26 protein-coding genes are annotated in these 24,694 nt (G+C 64.7%); 13 read left to right on the top strand and 13 right to left on the bottom strand.

Going from position 1 to position 24,694, the window contains the following annotated elements; all coding sequences use genetic code 11:
- The first annotated feature begins 15 nt into the window (after positions 1 to 15).
- Entirely contained in the window at positions 16 to 996 is a 981-nt protein-coding gene (gene trxB / locus Ga0102493_RS09175; RefSeq protein WP_034900997.1) for a thioredoxin-disulfide reductase, read from the top strand.
- Positions 997 to 1,013: 17 nt separating this feature from the next.
- On the opposite strand, the gene Ga0102493_RS09170 is transcribed toward trxB, so the two are convergent.
- The 5 genes from Ga0102493_RS09170 to Ga0102493_RS09150 form a co-directional block, all read right to left on the bottom strand.
- Positions 1,014 to 1,484, bottom strand: a complete 471-nt coding sequence (locus Ga0102493_RS09170; RefSeq protein ID WP_236922193.1) for an MAPEG family protein — start codon at positions 1,482 to 1,484, stop codon at positions 1,014 to 1,016.
- Positions 1,485 to 1,495: 11 nt separating this feature from the next.
- Positions 1,496 to 1,945 (bottom strand): MAPEG family protein, encoded by a 450-nt coding sequence (locus tag Ga0102493_RS09165; RefSeq protein ID WP_034900999.1) that lies wholly within the window; start codon positions 1,943 to 1,945, stop codon positions 1,496 to 1,498.
- An 81-nt stretch (positions 1,946 to 2,026) separates the two neighbouring features.
- Positions 2,027 to 2,677, bottom strand: a complete 651-nt coding sequence (locus Ga0102493_RS09160) for a class I SAM-dependent methyltransferase (protein ID WP_034901001.1) — start codon at positions 2,675 to 2,677, stop codon at positions 2,027 to 2,029.
- Complete coding sequence (locus Ga0102493_RS09155) at positions 2,677 to 3,891, bottom strand: BtaA family protein (protein ID WP_034901003.1); 1,215 nt, start codon at positions 3,889 to 3,891, stop codon at positions 2,677 to 2,679. The genes Ga0102493_RS09160 and Ga0102493_RS09155 overlap by 1 nt, the downstream gene beginning before the upstream one ends.
- Before the next feature lie 109 nt (positions 3,892 to 4,000).
- A complete protein-coding gene (locus tag Ga0102493_RS09150) occupies positions 4,001 to 4,957 on the bottom strand; it encodes a threonine ammonia-lyase (protein WP_034901008.1) in 957 nt (318 codons plus the stop codon).
- Positions 4,958 to 5,019: 62 nt separating this feature from the next.
- Between Ga0102493_RS09150 and Ga0102493_RS09145 the strand changes: the two genes are divergently transcribed.
- On the top strand, positions 5,020 to 6,231 hold the full coding sequence (locus Ga0102493_RS09145) for a saccharopine dehydrogenase family protein (RefSeq protein ID WP_034901011.1): 1,212 nt from the start codon (positions 5,020 to 5,022) through the stop codon (positions 6,229 to 6,231).
- A 10-nt stretch (positions 6,232 to 6,241) separates the two neighbouring features.
- The gene (locus tag Ga0102493_RS09140) at positions 6,242 to 7,432 is read left to right on the top strand and encodes a carboxynorspermidine decarboxylase (RefSeq protein WP_034901013.1); all 1,191 of its coding nucleotides are present in this window, start codon (positions 6,242 to 6,244) and stop codon (positions 7,430 to 7,432) included.
- A 4-nt stretch (positions 7,433 to 7,436) separates the two neighbouring features.
- Here the strand turns inward: Ga0102493_RS09140 and Ga0102493_RS09135 are convergent, their stop codons facing one another.
- On the bottom strand, positions 7,437 to 8,483 hold the full coding sequence (locus tag Ga0102493_RS09135; protein ID WP_051697583.1) for a DUF3137 domain-containing protein: 1,047 nt from the start codon (positions 8,481 to 8,483) through the stop codon (positions 7,437 to 7,439).
- 76 nt (positions 8,484 to 8,559) lie between these two features.
- On the opposite strand from Ga0102493_RS09135, the gene Ga0102493_RS09130 reads away from it, so the two are divergent.
- From Ga0102493_RS09130 to Ga0102493_RS09120, 3 genes are all read left to right on the top strand, one after another.
- Positions 8,560 to 9,132 carry a LemA family protein gene (locus Ga0102493_RS09130; RefSeq protein WP_051697585.1) on the top strand — a complete coding sequence of 191 codons (573 nt, stop codon included), beginning with the start codon at positions 8,560 to 8,562 and terminating at the stop codon, positions 9,130 to 9,132.
- A gap of 237 nt (positions 9,133 to 9,369) precedes the next feature.
- A complete protein-coding gene (locus tag Ga0102493_RS09125; RefSeq protein ID WP_034901016.1) occupies positions 9,370 to 10,575 on the top strand; it encodes a type III PLP-dependent enzyme in 1,206 nt (401 codons plus the stop codon).
- A 202-nt stretch (positions 10,576 to 10,777) separates the two neighbouring features.
- The gene (locus Ga0102493_RS09120; protein WP_034901019.1) at positions 10,778 to 11,659 is read left to right on the top strand and encodes a DUF5694 domain-containing protein; all 882 of its coding nucleotides are present in this window, start codon (positions 10,778 to 10,780) and stop codon (positions 11,657 to 11,659) included.
- Here Ga0102493_RS09120 and Ga0102493_RS09115 read toward each other — a convergent pair.
- Positions 11,656 to 12,405, bottom strand: a complete 750-nt coding sequence (locus Ga0102493_RS09115; RefSeq protein ID WP_161490050.1) for an esterase/lipase family protein — start codon at positions 12,403 to 12,405, stop codon at positions 11,656 to 11,658. The genes Ga0102493_RS09120 and Ga0102493_RS09115 overlap by 4 nt on opposite strands.
- Positions 12,406 to 12,565: 160 nt before the next feature.
- Between Ga0102493_RS09115 and Ga0102493_RS09110 the strand changes: the two genes are divergently transcribed.
- Positions 12,566 to 13,084 carry a hypothetical protein gene (locus Ga0102493_RS09110; RefSeq protein WP_083228519.1) on the top strand — a complete coding sequence of 173 codons (519 nt, stop codon included), beginning with the start codon at positions 12,566 to 12,568 and terminating at the stop codon, positions 13,082 to 13,084.
- 3 nt (positions 13,085 to 13,087) lie between these two features.
- Here Ga0102493_RS09110 and Ga0102493_RS09105 read toward each other — a convergent pair whose 3' ends face one another.
- The 4 genes from Ga0102493_RS09105 to Ga0102493_RS09090 all read right to left on the bottom strand — a co-directional run bounded on the left by Ga0102493_RS09105 (position 13,088) and on the right by Ga0102493_RS09090 (position 16,734).
- Positions 13,088 to 13,780, bottom strand: coding sequence for a nitroreductase (locus Ga0102493_RS09105; protein ID WP_034901023.1), 693 nt, complete (start codon positions 13,778 to 13,780; stop codon positions 13,088 to 13,090).
- A gap of 84 nt (positions 13,781 to 13,864) precedes the next feature.
- Positions 13,865 to 15,085, bottom strand: coding sequence for a 5-aminolevulinate synthase (hemA, locus tag Ga0102493_RS09100; protein WP_034901025.1), 1,221 nt, complete (start codon positions 15,083 to 15,085; stop codon positions 13,865 to 13,867).
- Positions 15,086 to 15,197: 112 nt separating this feature from the next.
- Positions 15,198 to 15,995, bottom strand: a complete 798-nt coding sequence (gene murI, locus Ga0102493_RS09095; RefSeq protein ID WP_034901027.1) for a glutamate racemase — start codon at positions 15,993 to 15,995, stop codon at positions 15,198 to 15,200.
- Between the two features lie 34 nt (positions 15,996 to 16,029).
- The gene (locus tag Ga0102493_RS09090; RefSeq protein WP_034901031.1) at positions 16,030 to 16,734 is read right to left on the bottom strand and encodes a LuxR C-terminal-related transcriptional regulator; all 705 of its coding nucleotides are present in this window, start codon (positions 16,732 to 16,734) and stop codon (positions 16,030 to 16,032) included.
- 121 nt (positions 16,735 to 16,855) lie between these two features.
- Between Ga0102493_RS09090 and plsY the strand changes: the two genes are divergently transcribed.
- Together plsY and dprA are read left to right on the top strand one after the other, a co-directional pair.
- The gene (gene plsY / locus Ga0102493_RS15930) at positions 16,856 to 17,455 is read left to right on the top strand and encodes a glycerol-3-phosphate 1-O-acyltransferase PlsY (RefSeq protein WP_034901034.1); all 600 of its coding nucleotides are present in this window, start codon (positions 16,856 to 16,858) and stop codon (positions 17,453 to 17,455) included.
- Complete coding sequence (gene dprA, locus Ga0102493_RS15925; RefSeq protein ID WP_051697588.1) at positions 17,452 to 18,510, top strand: DNA-processing protein DprA; 1,059 nt, start codon at positions 17,452 to 17,454, stop codon at positions 18,508 to 18,510. Before plsY ends, dprA begins: the two co-directional genes overlap by 4 nt.
- 59 nt (positions 18,511 to 18,569) lie before the next feature.
- Here dprA and Ga0102493_RS09075 read toward each other — a convergent pair whose 3' ends face one another.
- Positions 18,570 to 19,142, bottom strand: coding sequence for a superoxide dismutase family protein (locus tag Ga0102493_RS09075; protein ID WP_034901036.1), 573 nt, complete (start codon positions 19,140 to 19,142; stop codon positions 18,570 to 18,572).
- Between the two features lie 174 nt (positions 19,143 to 19,316).
- On the opposite strand from Ga0102493_RS09075, the gene Ga0102493_RS09070 reads away from it, so the two are divergent.
- The 4 genes from Ga0102493_RS09070 (at position 19,317) to Ga0102493_RS09055 (ending at position 23,788) form a co-directional block, all read left to right on the top strand.
- Positions 19,317 to 20,027, top strand: a complete 711-nt coding sequence (locus tag Ga0102493_RS09070; protein WP_034901039.1) for a hypothetical protein — start codon at positions 19,317 to 19,319, stop codon at positions 20,025 to 20,027.
- Between the two features lie 71 nt (positions 20,028 to 20,098).
- Positions 20,099 to 22,687 (top strand): type I DNA topoisomerase, encoded by a 2,589-nt coding sequence (topA, locus tag Ga0102493_RS09065; protein WP_034901041.1) that lies wholly within the window; start codon positions 20,099 to 20,101, stop codon positions 22,685 to 22,687.
- Positions 22,688 to 22,799: 112 nt separating this feature from the next.
- Entirely contained in the window at positions 22,800 to 23,174 is a 375-nt protein-coding gene (locus Ga0102493_RS16385) for a hypothetical protein (protein ID WP_236922192.1), read from the top strand.
- A 47-nt stretch (positions 23,175 to 23,221) separates the two neighbouring features.
- Positions 23,222 to 23,788: a response regulator gene (locus Ga0102493_RS09055; RefSeq protein WP_335659817.1), complete on the top strand. Its 567-nt coding sequence runs from the start codon at positions 23,222 to 23,224 to the stop codon at positions 23,786 to 23,788.
- Positions 23,789 to 24,131: 343 nt separating this feature from the next.
- Here Ga0102493_RS09055 and Ga0102493_RS09050 read toward each other — a convergent pair whose 3' ends face one another.
- On the bottom strand, positions 24,132 to 24,692 hold the full coding sequence (locus Ga0102493_RS09050) for a hypothetical protein (RefSeq protein ID WP_034901043.1): 561 nt from the start codon (positions 24,690 to 24,692) through the stop codon (positions 24,132 to 24,134).
- Positions 24,693 to 24,694: the final 2 nt, after the last annotated feature.

Genomic DNA, 24,694 nt, shown 5'->3' with positions numbered 1-24,694 from the left:
CGAAAGAGACGATCCATGGCTACCCACCGCACCAAGATGCTCATCATCGGCTCCGGCCCGGCCGGCTATTCCTGCGCAATCTATGCCGCGCGGGCCATGCTGGAACCGATCGTGGTGCAGGGCCTTCAGCCCGGCGGGCAGCTGACCATCACCACCGATGTCGAGAATTATCCCGGCTTTCGCGAGGTCGTGCAGGGCCCGTGGCTGATGGAGGAAATGCAGGCGCAGGCCGAACATGTCGGCACGCGCATGATGTGGGACACGATCGTTTCGGTCGATCTCGAAAACGGCCCGCCCTTCCGCGCGATCGACGATTCGGGCGATGAATATATCGGCGACACGCTCGTCATCTGCACCGGCGCGCAGGCGAAATGGCTCGGCGTTCCGGGCGAACAGGAGCTGGGCGGCAAGGGCGTGTCGGCCTGCGCGACCTGCGACGGCTTCTTCTATCGCGGCAAGAAGGTCGCGGTGATCGGTGGCGGCAACACCGCGGTCGAGGAAGCGCTCTACCTCACCAACCATTCCGACGATGTGACCCTGATCCACCGCCGCGAGGACCTGCGCGCGGAGAAGATCCTCCAGGACCGCTTCTTCAAGAGCCCGAAGACGAGGGCGCTGTGGAACAAGGTGGTCAAGAGCTTCGAGGCGGGGGAAAACGGCGCGCTGCACCACCTCGTTCTCGAGGACACGGTGACGGGCGAGACTTCGACGCTGGAGGTCGACGGCGCCTTCGTCGCGATCGGCCATGCGCCCGCGACCGAGCTGTTCAAGGGCAAGCTGCCGATGGACGCGAGCGGCTATCTCGAAGTCGAGCCGGGCACGCCCAAGACCGCGATCCCCGGCGTCTTCGCGGCCGGTGACGTGTGCGACCACGTCTATCGCCAGGCCGTGACGGCGGCGGGGATGGGCTGCATGGCGGCGCTCGATGGGGAACGGTTCCTCGCCACGCTCGAAGCTGCGCGCAACGAAGAGGCAGCGGCCGAAGCTGCCGAGTAGGGCCGGCTCGCTCCGATTCAGCCGCCCGCCTGATCCGCGAGGCCGAACACGACCACCGCCGCCTGCGCGATCAGCGCGGCAAGGACGAGGCTCGACAGGGCGAACAGTGCGAAACGCACCGCGACCCGGTTAACCGTCGCCTGCACCAGGCTGTGGACGACACGCAGCGCGACATAGGCCCAGGCAAGCGTCACGTTGATACCTTCGCCGTGCCCGACATAGGCGAGCACGATCGCGACCGCATAGAACAGCGTCGGCGCTTCGTGGAGGTGATTGTAATTATGCGCCTTCCACTGGACCTCGCGCGGCAGCAGCCGGTCGAGCGAGGCGTCGGGATCGCTGGCGAGGCTGTCGGGATCGACCTTCGCCTTTTGCATCGCGGGCAGGCGGGTGGCGTACATCCACGCCCACATCACCATGGTCCACACCATCAGCGCGACCGCCGGTTGCAGGATCGCCATGCCCGAAAGGATGATCTGGTCGCGCATTTTCCCGCTCCTCAGATCGCGGTCGGATCGGCGAAGGCGGTCGCCATGACCGCTCGCACCGCAAGCACGATGAGCGCGATGCTCGAAGCGAGGAACAGGCCGAACCGCACGGGGATCGTGTTTACGAGAATCTGCCAGAGCGAATGGATGACCCGCAGGCCCAAATAGATCCACGCCAGCGTCACATCGAGCGCCGCTGGTCCCATGACTGCGAGGATCAGGACGGTTGCATAGAAAAGCGTCGGCTGTTCGTGGAGATGCGTGTGGTTGTGCGCCGGCCAGTTCGCCCTGTCGGGAATCACCCCTTCGAGATCGGCCCCGCGCACGCCCTGTTTTCGCGGCAGGGTGGACTTGTCTTCCACCCTGGCGATCGCGCCGAAACGCGACGGAATGATCCACAGCATGACGATGAGTGTCCACACCATCAGCATGGCGGCGGGCGCGAGAATCTGGGCCTGCATCAACTGATCCCCTGTTGATCCGTATTGGTCCGACACCTGCTGAAGCGGCCGGGGATTGTCAATTCAACCGATCGGACCGCCCTATCGCGCGGCAAGGACATGCAACTGGAAATAGCCGAGCCTGCCGCGGGTCTGCCGGTGCGTCAGGCCGCGCGCTGCCGCGACCTGCCGGGCGGCCTCGGGCAGGGTGTGGCGGGTCTCGACGTGGAACTTCGCGAGCCAGGCGTGGAGTCCCTTTTCGAGCGGGCCGGGCAGGCCCGACAGGTCGCCGAAATCGACCACGTGAAGCTCGCCCCCGGGCGCCAGATGCGAAGCGGCATGGTCCAACGCGCCTTCCCAGTCCGGGATCATGGAAAGCGAATAGGACAGGACAATGCGGTCGAAACCCTGCGCCGCCTCGCCGAACAATGAGGCCGGATCGAAGGCGCAAGCATCGCCCTGTCCCAGGCGCGCCTCGGGGCCGAGAGCCTTGCGCGCGTTCTTGAGCATCTCTTCCGAAATATCGAGCCCGTAGAGGCGCACGCCCGGCCATTTCGCCTTGACCTTTGCAAGGTTGCGCCCGGTTCCACAGGCGATTTCGAGCACACGCATGCCGGGGCGGGCTGCCAGCCCGTCGATCAGGGTGTCGCGCCCGAAAAGGTAGTACTTGCGCGTCAGGTCATAGATGTGGCGCTGGCCGCGATAGACGCTGTCCATCAGCGCCGCATGGCCGGTACCTTGTGCCTGCGCCATCAGGCGAGCTCGTAAAGGTGCACGCCGCCATAGATCGAGGACCGGTCGCGCCGGGTGAGGTCGGCCGATTGCTCCTCGAGGTACCGCCACTTCGACAGGATCGCATCGTCGAGGCAGCCGGGCAGCAGGCTCGGCTCGGCGGCGGTGCGGAACAGGACCCGCGCACCGGGACGGCTGGCGCGGGTGATGCGGCCCCACAGGTCATCGAGCTGGGCGTTGTTCATCCAGTCCTGCGCATCGAGCAGCACGAAGCGGTCGAGGCTCGCCTCCGCCTGATCACCGATCCAGTGGACCATGTTGGCGTTGACGACGTCGATCCGGTCGACCCGCTCGCGCATGGTCTCCCAGTTGGCACGCTGGAGATAGGGCGGCAGCGGCGCGCTTTCGGAACGGTCATAGCCACGTGCGAAGGCCTGCCAGGCGAAGTAATTGTCTTTGATCTCGAAATCGCAGGCGAGCTTTTCGAGCCGGCGCCGCAGGACCTCGGCCATGCGTTCGTCGCCTGCGAGATGTTCGAACTGGGCGGGCGGGATGCCGAGGCCGAACAGCGAGGCGGGCTGGCTGGTGAGCCAGCGCACGAATTTCTTGTCGAAGACCGGCGCCAGTTCACGCTCGAAAACCTCGCGCTGTTCCTCCAGCGTCTCGGCCTCGAGCACTTTCGACAGATCGATCTTGTAAAGCTTGGCGAATAGGTGGGCAAGGCCGATGAAATTGCCGAGCAGTCCCTTGCGGTAGAGCCCGCGGGTGAAATAGCTGATCCGCCGCCGCCCGCGAATGTCGCGCTTTTCCCAGTACTTGCGCGATTCCGCATCGAGATGCGGGGCGATCATCGTGCGATAGACCTGCGCGTTTTCCTTGTGGTCGGCATGGGCGAAGAAGCGGTGGAAACGCTCGTAATTGGGCAGGTGCCGGATCGCCGTGATCTTGAGCTGGCCCAAGGCCACGTGCGCCCGGTTGAGATCGACCGCGGTGACCTGCGCAGGGCCAGCGGTGAGATAGGACAGCGCGTTGCAGCTTCCGCTCGCAATGCACATCAGGCGAGTGTCGGGGCCTATCTCCAGCCCCTCCATGTCGACCACCGGGTCTTCCCAGATCTGGGCATAGACCAGCCCCTTGAACGCCAGCGCGAAGGCCTTGTCGAGGAGTTTGTCCCCGACCTTCGCGTCCTTGCGCACCACCGCGTCTTCGATGATCCGCTTTGCCTGAGCTGCCATGTTCGTGCCCGTCCTTTGGGTTGCGTCAGAGCGCGGTCATATTGCCGCTGCGTGTCGCCAATGTGACTGTATCCACAGCCTCTTGCCAGAAGCGTGCGATCGTTTCGTCCTAGCTTGCGAGCATCCGGGCGAAGCGATCGGGATCAGCATTGCCGCCGGTGAGCATTATCACGGTCTCTTCGTCCAGCGGAACCTTGCCCGCGAGCGCCGCCGCAAGCGCCGCCGCGCCGCCCGGTTCGACGACGAGGCGCAGGTTGGAGAAGGCCCAGCGCTGCGCTGCTCGCACCTCGTCGTCGGTGACGGTGACGCCCGGCTCGGCGCGGCCATGCAAGACCGCCAGGTTCACCGGCTTGGTCGCGGTCGGCTGGAGCGCGTCGCAGATCGTCGCGGGTGCATCCGGAGAGGCATGGACGATCTCTCCGCGTGCGATGGCCTGCCCGACCATGTCCCAGCCTTCCGGTTCGACCACGTGGATGGCCGTATTGGGGCAGGCGAGGGCGAGCCCCGCAGCCAGCCCTCCGCCACCGCAGCACACGATGAACCGCGAAGGCCTGCGTCCGGTCCGGCTCCGAAGCTGTGCCTGTGCTTCCAGCCCTGCCGTGCCCTGTCCCTCGATCACGCGGGGATCGCCGAACGCATGGACGAGTGTGCCGCCGCGCTGCTCGATTACCCGTGCGGCGACCTCGTCGCGGTCCTCGCCGGGCCGGTCGTAGAGAACGATCTCCGCCCCCAGCGCGCGCGTGTTGTCGAGTTTCACCCGCGGCGCATCGCGCGGCATCACGATGGTTGCGCGCTTGCCCATCTCGCGCGCCGCCCATGCGACGCCCTGCGCGTGATTCCCGGACGAGACCGCGACGACGTTTTCGCCATCGACATGGCTCAGCGCCCACCACGCGCCCCTGTTCTTGAACGCGCCGATCGGTTGCAGATTCTCGCACTTCAGATGGACGCGCACGCCCGCGATCTCGGCCGGAAGCAGGGGCGTCGCGGAAAGGCCCAGTTCCTGCCATTCCTGAAAGGCGAGCATGACGCCTTCGCCGCTCGGTTCGGGATCATTGCGGATCATTTGTCCCCCCTAGCGCATTCGACTAAGGCACGCGCAAGATTCGAATTCGAAAGGGCACCAACATGTCGACAGTCTTGGTAATCGGAGCGGGCGGGGTCAGCTCGGTCTGCGTCCACAAGATGGCGATGAACAAGCACATCTTCACCGATATCCACCTTGCCAGCCGCACCCGTTCCAAATGCGACGCGATCGCCGCCAGCGTGAAGCAGCGCACTGGGGTGGATGTCGCGACCTACGAGATCGACGCCGAGGAAGTCCCGGCGATGGTCAATCTCATCCGCAAGGTTAAGCCGTCGCTCGTCGTCAATCTCGCGCTGCCGTACCAGGACCTGCCGATCATGGATGCCTGCCTCGAAGCGGGCGTCGACTATCTCGACACGGCCAATTACGAACCCAAGGACGAGGCCAAGTTCGAATACAAGTGGCAATGGGCCTATCACGACCGATTCAAGGAGGCGGGGCTGATGGCGCTGCTCGGTTCCGGTTTCGATCCGGGCGTGACCAGCGTGTTCACCATGTGGCTGAAGAAGCATCGCCTCAAATCGATCCGCCAGCTCGACATTCTCGACTGCAATGGCGGCGATCACGGCCAGGCCTTCGCGACCAATTTCAATCCGGAAATCAACATCCGCGAAGTCACCGCGCCTGCGCGCCATTGGGAAAACGGCGAATGGGTCGAAACCCCGGCGATGACCACCCGGACTCAGTTCGACTTCGAGGCGGTGGGGACGAAAGCCGCCTACATGATGTATCACGAGGAGCTCGAGAGCATCACGAAATTCAATCCGGAAATCGAGCGCGCGCGCTTCTGGATGACCTTTGGCGATGAATACATCAAGCACCTGACCGTGCTGCAGAATGTCGGCATGACTCGGATCGATCCCGTCAAGTATCAGGGCAAGGAGATCATCCCGCTGCAATTCCTCGCCGCTGTCCTTCCCAAGCCCGAAACATTGGGCGAGACGACCAAGGGCAACACGAACATCGGCGTGATCGCGACCGGTGAGGCGATCGACGGATCGGGCGAGAAGACGTTCTACATCAACAACATCTGCAGCCACGAAGCCGCCTATGAGGAAACCGGCAACCAGGCGGTCTCCTACACGACCGGCGTGCCTGCGATGATCGGCGCGGCGATGATGGTGAGCGGTCAGTGGCGCGGGGAGGGCGTGTTCAACATGGAGGAGATGGACCCCGATCCCTTCATGGAAATGCTCAACGCGCATGGCCTGCCGTGGCAGGTGAAGGAGCTTTCCGGGCCGGTGGATTTCTGAGGAACCCAAGATGGAAACCAAGGCCGGCGATCCGGGCGCCTTCGCCCATTTCGACCTTTCGCGCGTCGACAGCCCCGCCTTCGTCGTCGACGCGGCGAAGCTGCGCGCCAATTGCCAGGTCCTCGCCGACATTCGCGATGCGGCAAGCGCGGACGGGGCGTGCATCAAGGTGTTCGCCGCGTTGAAGGCGTTCTCGATGTGGTCGACCGCGCCTATCATCGGCGAATATCTCGACGGCGTATCCACTTCAGGCCTCTGGGAAGCGCGGCTCGCGAGCGAATTCTATGACGGCGAAATCGCGACCTATTCCGCCGCCTTCAAGCCCGACGAGCTTGAGGAGGTCTGTCGCCTCTCAGACCATGTCATCTTCAATTCGCCCGGCCAGATGCGCCGCGCCGCTCTGATCCTCGACCAGGCGGCGGCGACCGGGGGCGATGTGTCGGTCGGCCTGCGCATCAATCCGCAGGTCGCGACGGGGGAGGTGCCGCGCTACGACCCGTCTTCGCCCGGCTCGCGGCTCGGCTTCCCGCTCGACCAGCTGACCGAAGAGCACATGGAGGGCGTCGAGGGCATTCATTTCCACAATCTGTGCGAGCAGAGCTTTGAGCCGCTCGCGCGGACATGGGACCGGGTGTTCGACGCGATCGAGCCTTGGTTTGGCCAGCTCAAATGGATCAACATGGGCGGCGGCCACCACATCACGCGCGCCGATTACGAGCGCGAGGAACTGGTCGAATTCCTCAAGGACGCCGCCGCGGATACGGGCGCTGAAATCATCATAGAGCCGGGCGAGGCGGTCGCGCTCGATGCGGGAATCCTCGTCGGAACCCTGCTCGATACCGGCTTCAACGAGGTGCCGATCGGCGTCGCCGACGTGTCGGCCACCTGCCACATGCCCGACGTGATCGAGGCGCCCTATCGCCCCGCCATGCTGAACGAACTCACTGACGACAGCATCCCGATCCGGCTCGGCGGGCCGTCCTGCCTCGCCGGCGATGTCATCGGCGACTACCGCCTACCGGTCCCCGCAGAGCCCGGCGCGCGCTTCGCGTTTCTCGACCAGGCGCATTATTCGATGGTCAAGACCAACACCTTCAACGGGGTCGCCCTGCCGAGCATCTGGCTGTGGGACAGCGAGACCGACGCGCTCGAATGCGTCAGGCGCTTCGAATACGAGGATTTCCGGAATCGCCTGAGCTGAAGGGTCAGAGCCCCTTGCGACCGAAGCCGCCGCCGGCGCGGCGCTTGGCGAATTGGGCTGCATCCTCGCGGGGCAATGGGGTGGGTCGCGTCTCGTTCGCGATTACACGGCCGCGCTCGTTCTGATTGATCGACAGGGCAAGCCGGGCCAGCGCCGCGAACTGGTCGGCAGTCTCCTCGGCCAGAAGCCGGTCCTTTTCCGGGTCCATCGATCCGCTTTCGAACAGGTTCTCGCGCTGCTCGACCGCCACGATCACCTCGCCTTTAGCGAACAGGGCGCGCACGGCCTTGCCGTGGAACGCCTTCTCCAGCGCGACGAGGTGTTCGACATAGGCCGGGTGGACCAGCACGCGCGCTTCGACCGCGTCGTCGGAATAGAGGTCGAACACGTCCTCGAAGGCGGGATGGACCTGATCGACATAGGCAAGGGCATGGCCGCCGAAATCGACGCTGTTCTTCTTCCCGCCAAGCCCGAACCAGGTCTTGTGCCTCCCGGCGCGCTGGAGCAGCGTGGACGAGCCGAAATCGCGCCCGAAACGCATGCGCACGATCACGCCGCGGAACACTGTCTCCCAGCGACGGTTCTTGCCCGATCCGCGCCGCACTTCAAGATGCGCTTCGTAGAGCCCGAATTCGTGGCCTTCGAGCGATCCGTGCCAGTGATCCTCGAAGCTGTCCCTGTCATGGCGCGGCACCAGGCCGTAGCGTTTGGCCGCCGCGAATTCGGCCCCCGGCTCGACATCGTGTTCGTAGGTAATGCCGAGGCTTTTCGCGATGCCCGAATTGATTCCGATCTTGATCGACCTCTTCGCCTTCGCGATCGGGAGATAGCCCCACCACGACATGCCCATCATCCCGGCGGCGAACAGCATGAAGCGCCAGCCGTCGAACCACGGGGCGAACCAGACGAAGGCCATGGTCGGCATCATGAGAGCGACCCCCCATGTCCAGCGGTCGATCGCCTGCTTTTTCGCAGCGAAGCGCACCTCGGCCTGGCCGGCGAGCCAGTCCCCGAGTTCGCCCTGCATCAGGCCGTTCACGTCCGCGCGCATTGTCCGCTTTCCTGCCGCTTTCCCTTAACCAATTGCGGCTAACATAACGGCGGCCCGGTAAAGGAGGGGTGAGCAAATGGTCGATATTCTTGGCTGGTTCTGGACTTCGGCGATTCTCGTGATCGCGGTTGCGGCATTGCTGCTGGTCATCGGCATCTACAACAATCTCGTCTCGCTGCGGCAGAATGTCCGGCAGGGCGTCGCCGATATCGACGCGCAATTGCGCCAGCGCCACGATCTCATCCCCAATCTCGTCGAGACGGTGAAGGGTTATGCGGGGCACGAATCCTCCACCCTCGAGGCGGTGGTCGACGCGCGCAACCGTGCCGCCCGGAGCGGCCCGAACACCGCGAGCGAACAGGGATTGCGCATTGCGCTCGACAACCTGCTTGCGCTGGGCGAGGCCTATCCCGACCTCAAGGCGAGCGCCAATTTCCAGGAATTGCAGCGCGAACTCGCCGACGTGGAGGACAAGCTCGCCGCTGCCCGCCGGGCGCTGAACGCGGCGGTCGCGCGGTTCAATTCGGCGCGCGAATCCTTCCCCGCAGTGCTGTTTGCGGGCGCTCTCGGTTTCAACGAGGCCGATTTCAACCGCCTCGACGACAGCGAGAAGGGTACGGTCGACCAGGTCCCCGCGATCTCGTTCTGACGAACAGGCGGCACGGTCCGCCGACAGCGCGCATCCATACGGAACTTCGCTGCGCATTTGCGTTGATTTACAACGCCGAACGCGGCGAGCCGCCGTGCCCGCACGATGCGCGAGAGATTTATCATTGCGCGCCGGCGCAAAGTCTCTATATGCGCGCTTCCTCTGCCCCAAGGGACATGACCGCAAGGCAGGCTCAAACCGTTTGGTTCAACGCTAAACCTCTGGGGGTCCCTTGAATTGCGCACATTTCCTGACGCCAAGGCTGTAGCCCGGACGCTTCGTCCGGACGAACCTGTCATCCTCAACCGCCCGCATGCTGCGCGGCGGGCCGCGGAATTCTTTGTCGGCAAGTTCCCCGGCAAGGTGCTCTACGCGGTCAAGGCCAATCCCGCGCCCGACCTGATCGAGGTGCTGTGGGATGCGGGGGTGACCCATTACGATGTCGCCTCGATCGCCGAGGTGCGGCTGGTGCGCGCTGCGCTGCCGGATGCGGTGCTGTGCTTCATGCACCCGATCAAGACGCCGAGCGCGATCCGCGAGGCCTATCACCAGCATGGCGTGAAGACCTTCAGCCTCGACACGATCGAGGAGCTGGAGAAGATCGTCGAGGCGTGCCGCGACCCCGAGACGGGGGAGCCGGCGCATGACCTGCGCCTGTGCGTGCGCCTGCGCGTTTCCTCCGAATACTCCGAGCTCAGCCTAGCCAGCAAGTTCGGCTGCGATCTCACCGACGCGCCCGCGCTGCTGCAGCAGGTTCGCCAGCATTGCGACTGGCTCGGCGTGTGCTTCCATGTCGGCAGCCAGGCGATGACGCCGTTCGCTTTCGTCCAGGCGCTGGACCGCACCCGCGCTGCCATCGCCGAAGCCTCGGTCGTCATCGACATGATCGACGTGGGCGGCGGTTTCCCGAGCATCTATCCCGGGATGGAGCCGCCCCCGCTCGAAGATTACTTCGCGATCATCCACCACCATTTCTACGCGCTCCCCATCGCCTACAATGCGGAGCTGTGGTGCGAGCCTGGCCGCGCGCTGTGCGCGGAATACAGCTCGATGATCGTCAAGGTCGAAAAGCGCCGCGGCAACGAGCTGTTCATCAACGACGGAGCCTATGGCGCGCTCTACGACGCGGCCCATGTCGCGTGGCGCTTTCCCGTTGCCGCGCTCGAGGACGATCTGCGCGACGCGGCCGAGGATTTCGCCTTTTACGGGCCGACCTGCGACGATGCCGATTACATGGCCGGCCCGTTCTCGCTTCCCGGCGACATCCAGGCGGGCGATTATATCGAAATCGGCATGCTGGGCGCCTATGGTGCGGCGATGAAGACCGGTTTCAACGGTTTCGGCAACGCGGAAAAGGTCGTGGTCACCGACGAACCGATGATGAGCTGCTTCACCGGCGAGCGCGATCGGCCGGCGAGCGACAACGTCGTGAACCTGCGCTAGGGACGATCGGAACGGGGCGATCTGGGTGGCGGCGCTGGTCGCCGGCTTGGACGCGTCGACCGGTTCGAGGCTGCCCTTGTCCGGCAGCGTTCCGATGCGGCTGCGGCATCCAATCACCGGCTCGCCGCATTGCCGGATCCAAAGGGTTGTGTTCACTGCCCGCTGTATTACAGCGCTGATACACCCTTGGGAGAATGTCCGGATGCCGCGCACCCTTCTGCTGTTCATCGTCGCCTTGTTCGCAGCAAGCCCGCTTGGGGCCGAGGACGCCGTCGATACGGCCTCCGCGGCACCTGCGGAGCCGGTGCGCGTGATGATCCTGGGCAGTTATCACTTCGCCAATCCCGGACGCGGCATGGCCAACATGCAGGTCGACGACGTCCTTGCCGAGCGTCGCCAGCGCGAGATCGCCGTTCTGGTCGAAAGCCTTGCCCGCTGGCAGCCGACCAAGATCGCGGTCGAAACCGTCGCGAGCACGCCCGATCTTACGCTTGCAGGCTATGCCCGGGCCGAGGAATTGCTCGGACGGAGCGCGAATGAAAGCGTGCAGATCGGCTACCGTCTCGCCCGGATGCTCGATCATGGCGCGGTCTACGGCTTCGATGAGCAGGCGGAAAGCGGCGAGCCAGGCTATTTCCCGATGGGCGCGGTCGTCGCCCACGCCGAGAAGACCGGGCGGATTGAGGTGATCGAGCGCTTGAAGCGCGAAATCGATGCGCGCATCGCGGACGAACAGGCCCGGCTTGCCGAGCAGTCGATTGCCGAATCCCTTATCGTCCACAACGATCCCGACCGTCTCGATGCGGATCACGACCGTTTCTATTACGCTTTGCTCGCGATTGGCGATGCCGACGAACAGCCCGGCGCAGTGCTCAACGCGATGTGGTACATGCGCAATGCCAAGATGTTCACCAAGCTCATGCAGGTGGCCGAGCCCGGCGATCGGGTGCTCGCCGTGGTGGGCAGCGGGCACGCCGCCTGGCTGCGCGACCTCACCCGCCGCATGCCGGGCTACGAGCTGGTCGAATCGCTCCCCTATGTCCGCGCGGCGGCGATCGCTTCGCAGGCCGGGGCGGAGGATTAGGCCGCGAGCGGGGCGAGTTCGTCTGCGATCAGGCGCAGCACCGATGGCTTGAAGCCGATTTCGAAATGGCCGGCGCGCACCTCGATATTGGTGGTCCGGGGAAGCTCTGTTTCGACGCAGCAATCCGAGGCGACGATCCCGTCGCTGCGCGAATGGATCGCGAGCGAGCGCACCGGTGTCGGCTCCTTGCTGCGGGCGATCTGGCGGCTGGCGACCGGGTCGTCGAGCCGATGCCGGGCCACCTTCTCGTAAAGCGGCCAGGCGCGATTGGCGTATGGGTTGCCGGTGAATGGCGCGCTCAGCGAGACGACGCGGGTGACCAGTTCGGGCCGGGCGCGGGCAACCATGCGGGCGACGATGCCCCCCATGCTCCAGCCGATCAGCGCCACCGGCCGCCCCGCTTCCCGCACGCGCCGTTCGACCGCTTCGATCGCGCATTCGTTGTGAAGCCCGATCGTGCGCCGGCCCATATTGCGTCCGAGGCCCCAGCCTTGCGCGTCGAACCCGCAGCGCCTCAGATACCGGCGCATGAAAAGGGTCGATCGGTCGGTGAACCCGAAACCCGGCACGACGATGACGGGAATGCGCCGACGCGCGGTCCGGCGTTTCGGCCAGTGCCGTGCGAGGCGCAGGGGCAGCGTCACCACGGTCTTGAGGAAACGCGGGATCTCGAGCCAGTAGAGAATGCGCGAACCCAGACCGCCGGGCATGCTTCTTTCGTGGGTTTCCTGCGGCCTTTGCATCATGGCTTTTTCGTCACGCTTCATGCCGGGAAAACGCCGCACGCGGCGCTTTGTGCCGGAAATCGGCTATCGCTTGCCGCGCTTTCAATGGCTTGCTCGCGCGTGCTTGCCGGGGGCGCGTTTTTCTGGCCTATCGCGCCTGTCGGTGGGAGCGGAAGGCCCGATGTTTCACAAGAGATGGAAGGAAGGCGATCCGCTGCCGCGCATTATGAGGAGCGCGCGATGGCGCTCCATCCTGGTCGTGCTGCTGTGCGCGGGATTCTTCGCGTTCTCGTATTATTCCATCGATGCGCGCTTCGTGCCCGAAAACTCGCCCGAAAAGGATTTCTGGAACGGCGTGTTCTGGATGACGGTATCGGGGATCTGCTTCGCCGCCTTTCTCCCCTCGGTCTTTGTCCCGACCCGCGTGACGATGGATTCCGAAGGCTTCACCGTGCGCAATTTCTGGCGGGGCGAAAAGATCTACCGCTGGAAGGACATCGCGCATTTCGACATCACCCCCGGCAGCTACCCCATGGTCTACTGGCTGGACAAGGTCAGGAAGGAGAGGCGGTGGCGCCATATCTACGATCATGACCACAGGCTGCCGAGCGCCCTTTGGCAGCACCGGCCTATGGACCGTTTCCTGATCCTGTCGGGCTGGCTCGATGAATACAACGAACGTCAGGCGAAGCGCCGGTGAAACTCACTCGAAGCCGACGAAACGCGCCGCTTCGGCGACGCTCTTGCGCTTCGATACCACCGCATTCGCCGGAAAGTCGGGGTCCGGCCAGCCCATCGCGACCGCCTTCATGATGACCTGGTCATCGGGGATGTTCGCATGTTCGCGCACGACCGGGCTCTGCATGATCCCCTGCGAGTTGATGACGCAGCCCAGGCCGCGCGACCACGCCGCATTGACCAGGGCTGTCGTCACCGCGCCGCAATCGAAGGCGGTGTCGTCGCTGTCGCCAAGCTCCCTGTCATAGGTGACGATCACGCAGACCGGCGCGTCGAACTGGCGAAATCCGCGCAGTACCCAGTCCTGCCGGCCCTCCTTGTCGTCGCGCTCGATGCCCATTGCGCCGAACAGCTGCTTGGCGACCTCGACCTGGCGTTCGCGGTGGACGCCTTCGAAAGCGTGCCCGCGGCGAAATTCGCGGCTGTCTGGAACGCCGGCGAGGATGTTCTCCGTGTTGCCCTTGCGGATCCGGTCCAGCGGTTCGCCTGTGATGACATGGAAATGCCATGGCTGGGTGTTCATGCTGGTGGGCGAACGCATCGCCATCGCCAGCACTTCCTCGATCAGCGCACGCGGCACGGCACGATCGAGATAGCCCCGGATCGAGCGGCGAGTGAGCACGATTTGCGAATATGTCTGGTCAGGCGATCCGCCCACGTATCTCTCTCCCGGATCTCTTTCGGCGAGAGAGCTAGCGCAGCGCGCGCGCCCCGCAAAGGACGCTACGGCCCGGCTGGCCGCTCAGGCCGCCTTGCGCAGCTTGATCTCGAGCCGGTCCCAGATCTCGACCAGCGCGTCCGTCAGCTCGTCCATCATCGGCTCGGTGTGCATCGGGCCGGGGGTGAAGCGCAGGCGTTCGGTCCCGCGCGGGACGGTGGGGAAGTTGATCGGCTGGACGTAAACCCCGTATTCGGCGAGCAGGATGTCGCTGATCTGCTTCGCGCGCAACGGATCGCCCACCATCAGCGGCACGATGTGGGTCGTCGAATCCATCACCGGAAGGCCCGCTTCGGCGAATTTCAGCTTGAGCATGGCGGCATTGGCCTGCTGCGCCTCGCGCTCGACGCTTGATTGCTTGAGGTGCCTGACCGAGGCGAGCACGCCCGCGACGAGCACCGGTGAAAGCGAGGTCGTGAAGATGAAGCCCGGCGCGTAGCTTCGGATGCAGTCGATCACCCGCTTGTCGGCCGCGATATAGCCGCCCATCACCCCGAACGCCTTGCCGAGCGTGCCTTCGATGATGTCGATCCGGTTCGCAGCCCTGTCGCGTTCGGAGATGCCGCCGCCGCGCTCGCCATACATGCCGACTGCATGGACCTCGTCGATATAGGTCAGCGCGTTGTATTCTTCCGCCAGATCACAGATCGCATGGATCGGGGCGACGTCGCCTTCCATCGAATAGACGCTTTCGAACGCGATCAGCTTGGGCGTCTCGGGATCTTCTGCGGCGAGCAGTTCCTTGAGGTGCGCAAGATCGTTGTGGCGGAATACGCGCTTCTCGCAGCCCGAATTGCGGATGCCTGCGATCATGCTCGCATGGTTGAGTTCATCGGAGAAAATCACGCAACCCGGCAGCAGCTTCGCCAGCGTGGAAAGCGTCGCGTCGTTCGAGACATAGCCGCTAGTGAACAGCAGCGCGCCTTCCTTGCCGTGGAGATCGGCAAGCTCGGCCTCAAGTTCGACGTGGAAGTGCGTGTTGCCGCCGATATTGCGTGTGCCGCCCGACCCTGCGCCGACATCGTGCAGCGCCGATTCCATCGCGCCGATCACCTTGTCGTGCTGACCCATCGCGAGATAGTCGTTGGAACACCACACCGTGATCGGTTTCGGCCCGTTATGGCCGTGAAAGCAGCGCGCATTGGGATAGGCACCCTTGTTGCGCATGATGTCGATGAAGACGCGGTAGCGGCCTTCCTCGTGGAGGCGATCGATCGCCTGGTCGAAGATCTGGTCGTAGTTCACGTCGCGCCGGCTCTTGTCTGCTGCTTGTCCGAAGGATCCCTTGGGGACGCACTATCTAGGATTTGCGTTGGCGTTTGACCACCCGCGATCTTTGCAAGTGGTTTGCAGCCTTTCAGAACGCTTCGGGAGGGGAAAAGCCACGCGCTGCAAGGCACGGCCCGAGCCCCGTTGCCGCTTCAACGGGGCCGGTGACGACGAAGCGCGCGGGGCCGGAGGCGGCGATGTCCTGCCCTTCAAGCAGATGCGCTATGCGCCGCGCGATCCCGTCCGCCCCGTCGACGAGCGTCACGTCCGGCCCGAAGGCCGCGCCCAGCTCCTCGCGGAGCAGCGAGAAATGCGTGCAGGCGAGCACCAGCGTGTCGATCGCCTCCCCGCGCTCCATGGCGGCAAGGCCCGCTCTCGCCTCTTCCACCGCCGCAAGATCGAGCGGTTTGCCGCGCAGCTTGTCCTCGGCCAGCGCGACGAGCCCGGGTGCGGCAATTCGGTGAAGCAGCTTGCCATTCGCGAATTGCGCCTCGAGATCATCGACATAGGCCTGGCGGATCGTGGCGCCCGTGCCGACCAGACCCATGACGCCCGTTCGGGTCATCGCGGCGGCGGGCTTGATCGCGGGGACCGTGCCGACGATCGGCACCTCGAGCACGTCGCGCACCATGCCCAATGCGATGGTGGAGGCGGTGTTGCAGGCGATGCAGACGAGGCGGGGGGCGAAACGTTCGCTCATCCGTCCGAGGAGGCCGGCGACGCGCGCTGCGACCTGCGGCTCTGTCTTGGTGCCATAGGGCAGGCCGGCAAGGTCGGCGGCGTAGATCACCGGTGCATCGGGAAGGGTCCGCCGCAGCGCGTCGTATACGGACAGCCCACCGACGCCGGAATCGAACAGCAGGATCGGGGAGCAAGCGTCGGTCATCGGAGCGAGGCGATGGCCGAGGGCGGCGCACCGGTCAACTCTCCGGCGCAGACCTGGTCTCGATGACGCCCGTGCTCTTTATGCCCATCGAGGCAAGCCGGGCGCCATGCCACGCATGAAACTCGCGAAAAGATATGCGACCGTCCGCGTTGATGTCGGCGGTAGAGTAGAAATCGGCCAGCGCCGCGGCATCATGGCCTTTGTCCGAAACTTCTTCATCCCGGCCATTTTCGGCGGTGTCCAGGGCAATGACCGCTGTCATGAAAGGCGATTCCGGATCTTCCAGAAACCCGCTCGCGTCGTGGTCGAGCAGGTTGAAGATCGGCTCGGGATTGGTGTCTATCTCGATGGCGCTGGCCGCGGCAGACGGGTCGATATTCGCTGCGGGCGGATCGGCGGGCGCAAGCGCAAGGGATAGAAGAGTGGCGAAACACATGGCAATTCCTCCAATGACCAAAGGTTGGGGCTGCCTTGATCGCCGTTTCTGCTGATCTGATTGAAGGTCCGCCGAACCGTTTACTGCCTGACCGTAAGCTTCCGCCTCCGCCAGCATCCGCGCCGCTTCGCGCGAGGAAAGCACGTTAAGCTTCGTGCGAGCAGACTTCAGCCGCTTTTCAACCGCATGATGCGAGATGCCGAGTTCCCGCGCGATTTCCTTCGCCGTCTTGTGGTCCAGCCAGAGGCGCAGGCAGTCCTTTTCGCGATCGGTGAGGCGGCCTGTGGAGTTCCTATCATGCATGCCCACCACATTAGCGTTTCTCGGTCCGATGCCAAACTACGGTCGGACCGTAAATGGCTCAGCACGTGCGCTGAAAACGCTAAAGTTTCGACGAATCGCCAAGTAACGGTAAGGGGACGCCATGGAACCGTTTATCGCCGCATTGCTGGGCTACCTTTCGGGCTCGATTCCCTTCGGCCTGCTGCTTACGCTCGCCGCGGGCAAGGGCGACGTGCGCAAGCAGGGGAGCGGCAATATCGGTGCGACCAACGTGTTGCGCACCGGGTCCAAGTGGTTGGCGGCGGCCACTTTGCTGCTCGACCTGTTGAAGGGACTGGCTCCTGTCATCGCGGCGGGGATGCTGTGGCCGGGCGAGACGGGGGAGGTCGCCAAGGCGTTCGCGGCGGCTGGCGCGGTGCTGGGGCACTGCTTCCCGGTCTGGCTCGGCTTCAAGGGCGGGAAGGGCGTTGCCACCAACGCGGGCGTTTCCTTCGGTCTCGGCTGGCCGATCGGGCTCGCCTACGCGCTGGTCTGGCTATCGGTGCTCGGCATTTTCCGCATTTCCTCGCTCGCCGGGATGAGCGCGGTCGTTGCCGCCGCCGCCGCCGCTCCGCTGTTCGGCTATCCGGAATATTTTCCCGTCCTTGCCGCGATCGCCGCGGTGATATTCTGGCTCCATCGGGAAAACATCGCGCGCCTGATGAAGGGCGAGGAGCCGAAAGTGGGGGGCAGCAAGGCGTGAGCCTGTCGCAGGCCGAAGCGTTCGCGCGCATCAGCCTGCTGCGCTCGCCCGATATCGGGCCCGTAAGCTATACGCAGCTGCTCGCCCGCTTCGGCACGGCGGCAGAGGCCCTGGACGCGCTGCCCGATCTCGCGCGGCGCGGCAGGGACGCCTACCGCCCCGCGCCCGCCGACCGGATCGAGCGCGAGGTCGAGGCGGTGCGAAGGGCGGGCGCCCGCTATCTCCTCCACGACCAGCCCGATTATCCCGCGCTGCTCGGCGAACTCGAGAGCGCGCCGCCGATCCTTACCTGTCGCGGCGACCTTTCGCTGGCCGCCAGGCCCTGCGTGGCGATGGTCGGCGCGCGCAACGCCTCGGCGGCAGCTGTGAAGCTCGCGCGCACTTTCGGCCAGGGGCTGGCGGAGGCGGGCTTCACCGTCGTCTCCGGCCTTGCGCGCGGAATCGACGAGGCGGCGCATGAAGGTGCGATGCCCGCAACCATCGGCGTCATCGCGAGCGGGATCGACATCGCTTATCCGCCCCAGCACTCGGACCTTCAGGAGCGGATCGCGAGCGAGGGCCTGCTGATCGCGGAACAGCCCCCGGGGACGGAGCCGCGAGGCCGCCATTTCCCGTCCCGCAACCGCATCATCGCCGGGCTTGCCGCCGGCACGCTGGTGGTTGAGGCCGCGCCCAAATCCGGCTCGCTCATCACCGCAAGGCTCGCAGGAGAGGCGGGACGCGAGGTCATGGCGATTCCCGGCTCGCCGCTCGACACCCGTTCGCAGGGATGCAACCAGCTGATCCGGGACGGCGCGGTGCTGGTCCAGTCGGTTGATGAGGTGGTCGAACTGCTCGAAGGCTTCACCGGAAGCCCGCGCTCGACCTTTCGGGTGGCGGAAGGCGCTTCGGCCTTCGATTACGAGGAATTGCGAAAGCTCGAATGGGGCGAAGCGCGCGAGGAGCATGGCGGCGATGTGATCGCCGGGCTGTTGACGAAGGCGCCGATCGCACTCGACGAACTGGTCCGCCAGTCGGGCGCTAGCCCTGCGGCGGTCCACATGGCGCTGCTCTAGCTGGAACTGGCGGGCGAGATCGAACGCCACGATGGCGGGCTGGTGAGCCTGCCCGGGGCTTAATCCCGCTCGGCGAAGATTACCCCGCAGGCGATCCGCTGGCCGGTCGATCCGGGGGGCTCCGCCTTGTAATCGTCGCCCTTTGCATGGACCATAACCGCCGATCCGTCCGCATCGTCTAGCGTGAAGGGATAGCGGTTGTCCTCCTGCGGTGAAAGGGTCAGCTGCGGCGCGAAGAAATCGGCATTCGCCGTGCCGTCCGCCTCGACCACGATGTTGGGCAGGTCGCCGACGTGATAGCCGCCCTCGCTGTCGAATCCGTGCTTGGCGCGCAGCGGATCGTAATGGCCTCCGGCGGCCGTGAAATCGGGCTTGCAGGCACCGGTTTCGTGGATGTGGAAACCGTGCTCTCCGGGCGACAGGTTGATGAGACGCGCCTTCACGACGACGCCGTGATCGGTCTGTTCGAAGATGACGCGTCCCGCGTTCTGTCCCTCGGCGGTCATCACGTCGGCGCGCAGGGTCATCGGCGCATCGCCCTTCACGTGGTGATCGGCAAGCGCGGGTGCAGCGGCAAGGGCGCCGGCACCGAGCGCGGCGGCGGCGAGATGTCGCAAATCGGGGGTGGTCATGGCTCTCTCCTTTGGATTGTCCCTTGCCATGAGAACCGCGCGTGCGGCCGCGCCGTTCCGCCGACAGGGCAGGGCGAGGCCTGGGCGCGGCATGGCGTGCGGTGACAAGCCCCTTGACCTTGCGCTCCATGCTGGCAGCAAGGGCCCGCTCAGGCAGGGGACCGCACCAAGATCATGAACCGCACCGTCGCTTTCGGCGAACTCGTCAACGCGACCTTCGAGGAGGTCAGCACCAATCGCGCCATCGTGCTCATCTACCTTGCGATAGCCGTTCCCGTGGATGTGCTCGCCAGCCTCTTTGACGACACGAAAGGGGTCGATGTCTTCGGCGTCGCTGTAGATGTCGCGCTGCCGATCGCCGATCTCGGAGTGGGGCTGTTGACGGGGTTCGGCGCGTTCGTGATCGCGGTGGTACTGAACTACTGGCTCTACGCCGCCCTGCTCGCGCGGCAGCCCGCCCCGGCCTTTCGCCGCTTCTGGGCCTACGTTCTCGTCTCCGTGCTTTCGATCATCGTCATCGTTCTCGCCAGCCTCGCGCTCGTCATACCGGGGATCATCGTCGCCGTGCGCTGGGCCCCGCTGATCCCGGCACTTCTCGCCCGGGACGAGCCGGCGATGGATTCGTTCGGCGAGAGCTGGCAGATGACCTCCGGATCGTCCTGGGCGATCTTCGGGGTCGCGGTGGTGGTGATCGCCGTCGGCCTTTTCCTCTCGTTACTGTTCGATCTCGCCACTGCCGTGGCGGGCGGGCCGGACTCGCTTGGAGCGGTTTTCTTCGACGCTGCGGGCGGGAATGTCATGGCGGTCCTCCTGACCGCCCTTGCCGTGGCGACCTTCCGCAGCCTCGCCGACAGGAACGAGGAAGTGGCGGCCGTATTCGAATAGCCGCTTGACGCAGCGCGCGCCGCGACCCCACCTTCGCGCGTACGCACACGTAAGGAACGCTTTCCAGACCCATGCAACTCGTCATCGTCGAATCGCCCGCCAAGGCGAAAACCATCGAGAAATATCTCGGCAAGGACTTCAAGGTCCTCGCTTCCTACGGCCATGTCCGCGATCTTCCGCCCAAGGACGGCAGCGTCCGCCCGGACGAGGATTTCGCGATGGACTGGGAGGTCTATGCCGACAAGCGCAACCGGGAACAGGTCAAGGCGATCGCGGATGCGGCCAAGAAGGCGGACCGGCTGGTGCTCGCCACCGACCCCGACCGCGAAGGCGAGGCGATCAGCTGGCACGTGATGGACGTGCTCAAGAAACGCCGTGCTCTGCCGGCGAAGGTCGAGCGGGTGACGTTCAATTCGATCACCAAGCAGGCGGTGACCGACGCGATGAAAGCGCCCCGCGAGCTCGACCAGCCGCTGATCGACGCCTATCTCGGGCGCCGCGCGCTCGATTACCTGTTCGGCTTCACCCTGTCGCCGGTCCTGTGGCGCAAGCTTCCCGGCGCGAAAAGCGCAGGCCGCGTGCAATCGGTCGCGCTGCGCCTTATCGTCAGCCGCGAGCGCGAGATCGAGGCCTTCCGCGCCGACGAATACTGGTCGGTGATAGCCAGGCTCGAATACGATTCGACCCAGTTCGACGCGCGTCTGGTCAAGTACAAGGGCGAAAAGCTGGAGAAGCTGAGCCTTGGGGCTGAAGCGGTCGCGATGGAAGCGAAGGCCGCGGTCGAGAACGGGCGTTTCACGGTCGAGGATGTCGAGACCAAGCCGCTCAAGCGCAATCCGGCGCCGCCTTTCACCACTTCGACCTTGCAGCAGGAGGCCGCGCGCAAACTGGGCTTTTCCGCGAGCCACACCATGCGGCTCGCGCAGAACCTCTACGAGGCGGGGGCGATCACCTACATGCGAACGGACGGCGTGCAGATGGACGGCAGCGCCATCGCCGCCTGCCGACAGGCGATCGGCGAGCGTTACGAGAGCGCCTACCTCCCCGAAAAGCCGCGCCATTACAGCACCAAGGCGAAGAATGCTCAGGAAGCCCACGAAGCGATCCGGCCGACCGATTTCGCCCGCGACCGGGCGGGTTCGGGCGACGAGGCGAAGCTCTACTCGCTCATCTGGAAGCGTGCCATGGCGAGCCAGATGGCGACCGCACAGCTGGAGCGCACCACCGTCACCCTGCGCGAGCCGACCGGGCAACACGAACTGCGCGCGACAGGCCAGGTGGTGGTCTTCCCCGGCTATTTCGCGGTCTACCAGGAAGGTTTCGACGACAAGGACGATGACGAGGACGGCCTGCTCCCGCTACTGCGAAAGGGCGATGCTCCGGCCAGGCGCTCCGTGGAGGCGAACCAGCATTTCACCCAGCCGCCGCCGCGCTTTTCCGAGGCCAGCCTGGTCAAACGGCTCGAGGAACTCGGCATCGGGCGGCCTTCCACCTATGCTTCGACCATCCAGACCCTGCGCGACCGCGACTATGTCCGGATGGAGAAGAACCGGTTCTTCGCCGAGGAATCGGGCCGCCTTCTGACGGCGTTCCTCGAACGCTTCTTCCCGACCTATGTCGCCTACGATTTCACGGCCGGCATGGAGGACGAGCTCGACGTCGTCTCCGACGGGCGCGAGGATTACAAGGCGCTGCTCGCCAAGTTCTGGGCCGACTTCAAGCCCAAGGCCGACGAGGTCATGGAAAAGCTGCCGAGCGAGGTGACCGAGGTTCTCGACGAATATCTCTCCGACTTCCTCTTCCCCCCGCGCGAGGACGGCAAGGACCCTCGCGCCTGCCCGCTGTGCGAGCAGGAAGGGCGCGACGGGGGCCGGCTGTCCCTGCGCGGAGGACGCTTCGGCGCATTCGTCGCCTGCCGGAACTATCCCGAATGCAAATACACCCATCGCTTCGCCCAGCCGGGCGCGGACGGGGCAGACCCGGCCGAGGACGGGCTCATGGGCACGCATCCGGAAACCGGCGAGGAAATCCACCGCAAGTCCGGGCGTTTCGGCCCCTACGTCCAGATGGGCGAGGGCAAGGAAGCGAAGCGCGCCTCGATCCCCAGGGATCTCGACGATTTCGATCTCGAATGGGCGGTGAAGCTTCTGGACCTGCCGCGCATCATCGGGGCGCATCCGGAGACCGGCAAGGAGATCGAGGCCGCGATCGGGCGCTATGGTCCCTATCTTCGCCATGACGGCAAATATGCCAAGCTTTCCTCGACCCGCGACGTGTTCGAAACCGGCATGAACGCCGCCGTCGCGCTGCTGGCCGAGGCGGCGAACCGCAAGGGCGGATCGCGTGGCAAGGCAGAGCCGATCAAGGTGCTGGGCGAACACCCGACGAGCGGCGGCGAGATCAAGGTCATGCCGGGCCGATATGGCCCTTATGTCACCGACGGGACGACCAATGCGACCATCCCCAAGGATGTGAAGCCCGAGGATGTCGAGCTTGCCCAGGCGATCGAACTGATCGATGCGCGCGCGGCGAAGGCCCCTGCAAAGAAGGGCCGCAAGAAAGCGCCCGCGAAGAAAAAGGCCCCTGCCAAGAAGGCGGCTGCGAAGAAAGCACCGGCAAGGAAACCTTCGAAGAAGTCCGCGCAGGAAGCTGCGGAATAGCACCCCCGCGCGCGAAGGGTTGAAGGGGAAGCATCCGGCATCCTTTCGCGCGTTGGTAAATCGTCAAGCATTGTTCCCTATCACCCGAGGCCATGTTTCAGGGGCCGCGAACGTGATCGAGATCGAAGTCCAGAACGAGACTCACCAGACCCAGACGCGCATCCGCTTTGCAGCGGTACCGCGGATCGGCGAGGGCATTCGCCTGCGCGAACCCGACGGCATGTGGGCGAGTTACGACGTGCTCGACGTATGGTATCAGAAGGCCGAATTCGGCGATGTCTGGATGCCCTACCTCCATGTCCGCATGACGCCCGGCGAAGGCGGGGGCGAGGGCGGTTCGTACGAACCCGGCCTTGAGGAATACGAAACCGGCTTTGGTCAAGGCGGGGCCCAACACGGGGGCCAACACGGGGGCCAACACGGGGGCCAGCACGGGGGCCAGCGCGGGGTCGCGCATGCAGGGGAGCTCGAGCCATTCAAAATCTGATCAAGCGCAACACCGGGCCGCACCGCAATCGCCAGGGCGGCAAGACCTTGGCCGAAAAGCTTGCCGAGGCGGAGGATACGCACCCGGTCGAAACTCCTGATGATGTGGCCGCGCAAGGTGCCGACGTGGTCGACGCGTCTGCATCGCACGGGGCGGCGGGCCGTGCCGATACGAGCGACACCGACGCGATCGTGCGGGCGGCGAAGGCGATGCGCGACGGCTCCCCGACCGAAGGCGCGCAGGCCCAGGCGAAGGCCTGCCTGATCGTCGATGACAGCCGCGTGATCCGCAAGGTCGCGACCAAGATCGCAAAGAGCCTCGGCTACGTACCGCTTGAGGCGCAGGACGGGATAGAGGCGCTCGCCCGCTGCAAGAAGGCGATGCCCGCTCTGGTGCTGACCGACTGGAACATGCCGGAAATGGACGGGCTAGAATTCGTCCGCCAGCTGCGGGCGATCCCGACGCCGAAACCCCCGGTGATCGTCTTCTGCACCTCCAAGGGCGATGCGACCGACATCCACGAAGGCATCAAGGCGGGCGCGGACGACTACATCGTCAAGCCCTTCGACGAAGCCGCGCTGAAGGCCAAGCTGGAGCAGCTCGGGCGGGGGTGAGGCTCGCGGGTCAGGCGTATGTCGGCTTTCGGGCGATAACCGCTAGCCGCGTTATGACCGGGAATGGGTGGAAAGCGGACGTTTGCTAGTATCCGCCTGGAGGGTCACTCGCAGGAAAGCTCTCATCCCCATCTTCATCGGTCTCTGTCCAGTCACGCGGAGATGGGTCTCGCATCGCCTCTGGACCTGCATCACGTATGTCAGAATAGCTGTCATGCGGTTGCTTCTCCGCATACGCAGCATTTCGCCTTGGCGCCTTTGAAGCGAAAGTCCGACGGATAAGACTAGCGGCACCCAGCAGCCCGACTACCCGGGAGACTATCGTGAGAGTCCTTCGCACCACTCAATCCTTCGAGCCATGCAGGTGGACATCATGACCGGAATGCTTGCTAAGAATTGCTGCGGCACGCTCCTCATCAGAACTGTCCCACGTCCGGACCCAAAGCAGTAGACCACCATGATCGAGCTGATCTTGGAGATGTTTGGCGTGATGTTCTCCGACGAGCTTCGCCAACGCGGTGCCGAGCGCACCACCGGCGCCGCTCGCAGCCACTGCTCCCACGATTATTGCGAGCAGGGAACCACCCGACGCCACGATGCCGCCAATCGCTGATAGAGCCGCGAGATAGAGTGGTGTCGCGATTAGTGCTCCTTCTGCTCCACCGATAGACTCGGTCGGAACGTAGAAAGTTCTCGGAACTGCGGGGTCGTCCTCAAGTTCTGACACTTTGTGGTATTTGTGGCCCAAGTGGTCGGTAACTGCCTTATCTGATGCTAGCAGGCTGATTTCTGCTCGATTGAAGCCGGAGCGCAATAGCTCGTCGATTGCAGCTTCGAGATCTTCCCCGCTGTCGAAATAGGCGACCGCTTCCCTGATCAGGGTTGAATTGCTGGCACTCGTCATTT

It is taken from the genome of Erythrobacter litoralis, from assembly GCF_001719165.1.
Taxonomy (GTDB): domain Bacteria; phylum Pseudomonadota; class Alphaproteobacteria; order Sphingomonadales; family Sphingomonadaceae; genus Erythrobacter; species Erythrobacter litoralis.
This window is presented reverse-complemented; position numbering and strand designations above follow the sequence as displayed.

Coding starts and splice junctions, on each gene's coding strand:
- trxB (WP_034900997.1), top strand. CDS start 16: ATGGCTACCCACCGCACCAAGATGCTCATCATCGGCTCCGGCCCGGCC.
- Ga0102493_RS09170 (WP_236922193.1), bottom strand. CDS start 1,484: ATGCGCGACCAGATCATCCTTTCGGGCATGGCGATCCTGCAACCGGCG.
- Ga0102493_RS09165 (WP_034900999.1), bottom strand. CDS start 1,945: ATGCAGGCCCAGATTCTCGCGCCCGCCGCCATGCTGATGGTGTGGACA.
- Ga0102493_RS09160 (WP_034901001.1), bottom strand. CDS start 2,677: ATGGCGCAGGCACAAGGTACCGGCCATGCGGCGCTGATGGACAGCGTC.
- Ga0102493_RS09155 (WP_034901003.1), bottom strand. CDS start 3,891: ATGGCAGCTCAGGCAAAGCGGATCATCGAAGACGCGGTGGTGCGCAAG.
- Ga0102493_RS09150 (WP_034901008.1), bottom strand. CDS start 4,957: ATGATCCGCAATGATCCCGAACCGAGCGGCGAAGGCGTCATGCTCGCC.
- Ga0102493_RS09145 (WP_034901011.1), top strand. CDS start 5,020: ATGTCGACAGTCTTGGTAATCGGAGCGGGCGGGGTCAGCTCGGTCTGC.
- Ga0102493_RS09140 (WP_034901013.1), top strand. CDS start 6,242: ATGGAAACCAAGGCCGGCGATCCGGGCGCCTTCGCCCATTTCGACCTT.
- Ga0102493_RS09135 (WP_051697583.1), bottom strand. CDS start 8,483: ATGCGCGCGGACGTGAACGGCCTGATGCAGGGCGAACTCGGGGACTGG.
- Ga0102493_RS09130 (WP_051697585.1), top strand. CDS start 8,560: ATGGTCGATATTCTTGGCTGGTTCTGGACTTCGGCGATTCTCGTGATC.
- Ga0102493_RS09120 (WP_034901019.1), top strand. CDS start 10,778: ATGCCGCGCACCCTTCTGCTGTTCATCGTCGCCTTGTTCGCAGCAAGC.
- Ga0102493_RS09115 (WP_161490050.1), bottom strand. CDS start 12,405: ATGATGCAAAGGCCGCAGGAAACCCACGAAAGAAGCATGCCCGGCGGT.
- Ga0102493_RS09110 (WP_083228519.1), top strand. CDS start 12,566: ATGTTTCACAAGAGATGGAAGGAAGGCGATCCGCTGCCGCGCATTATG.
- murI (WP_034901027.1), bottom strand. CDS start 15,995: ATGACCGACGCTTGCTCCCCGATCCTGCTGTTCGATTCCGGCGTCGGT.
- Ga0102493_RS09090 (WP_034901031.1), bottom strand. CDS start 16,734: ATGCATGATAGGAACTCCACAGGCCGCCTCACCGATCGCGAAAAGGAC.
- plsY (WP_034901034.1), top strand. CDS start 16,856: ATGGAACCGTTTATCGCCGCATTGCTGGGCTACCTTTCGGGCTCGATT.
- Ga0102493_RS09075 (WP_034901036.1), bottom strand. CDS start 19,142: ATGACCACCCCCGATTTGCGACATCTCGCCGCCGCCGCGCTCGGTGCC.
- Ga0102493_RS09070 (WP_034901039.1), top strand. CDS start 19,317: ATGAACCGCACCGTCGCTTTCGGCGAACTCGTCAACGCGACCTTCGAG.
- topA (WP_034901041.1), top strand. CDS start 20,099: ATGCAACTCGTCATCGTCGAATCGCCCGCCAAGGCGAAAACCATCGAG.
- Ga0102493_RS09050 (WP_034901043.1), bottom strand. CDS start 24,692: ATGACGAGTGCCAGCAATTCAACCCTGATCAGGGAAGCGGTCGCCTAT.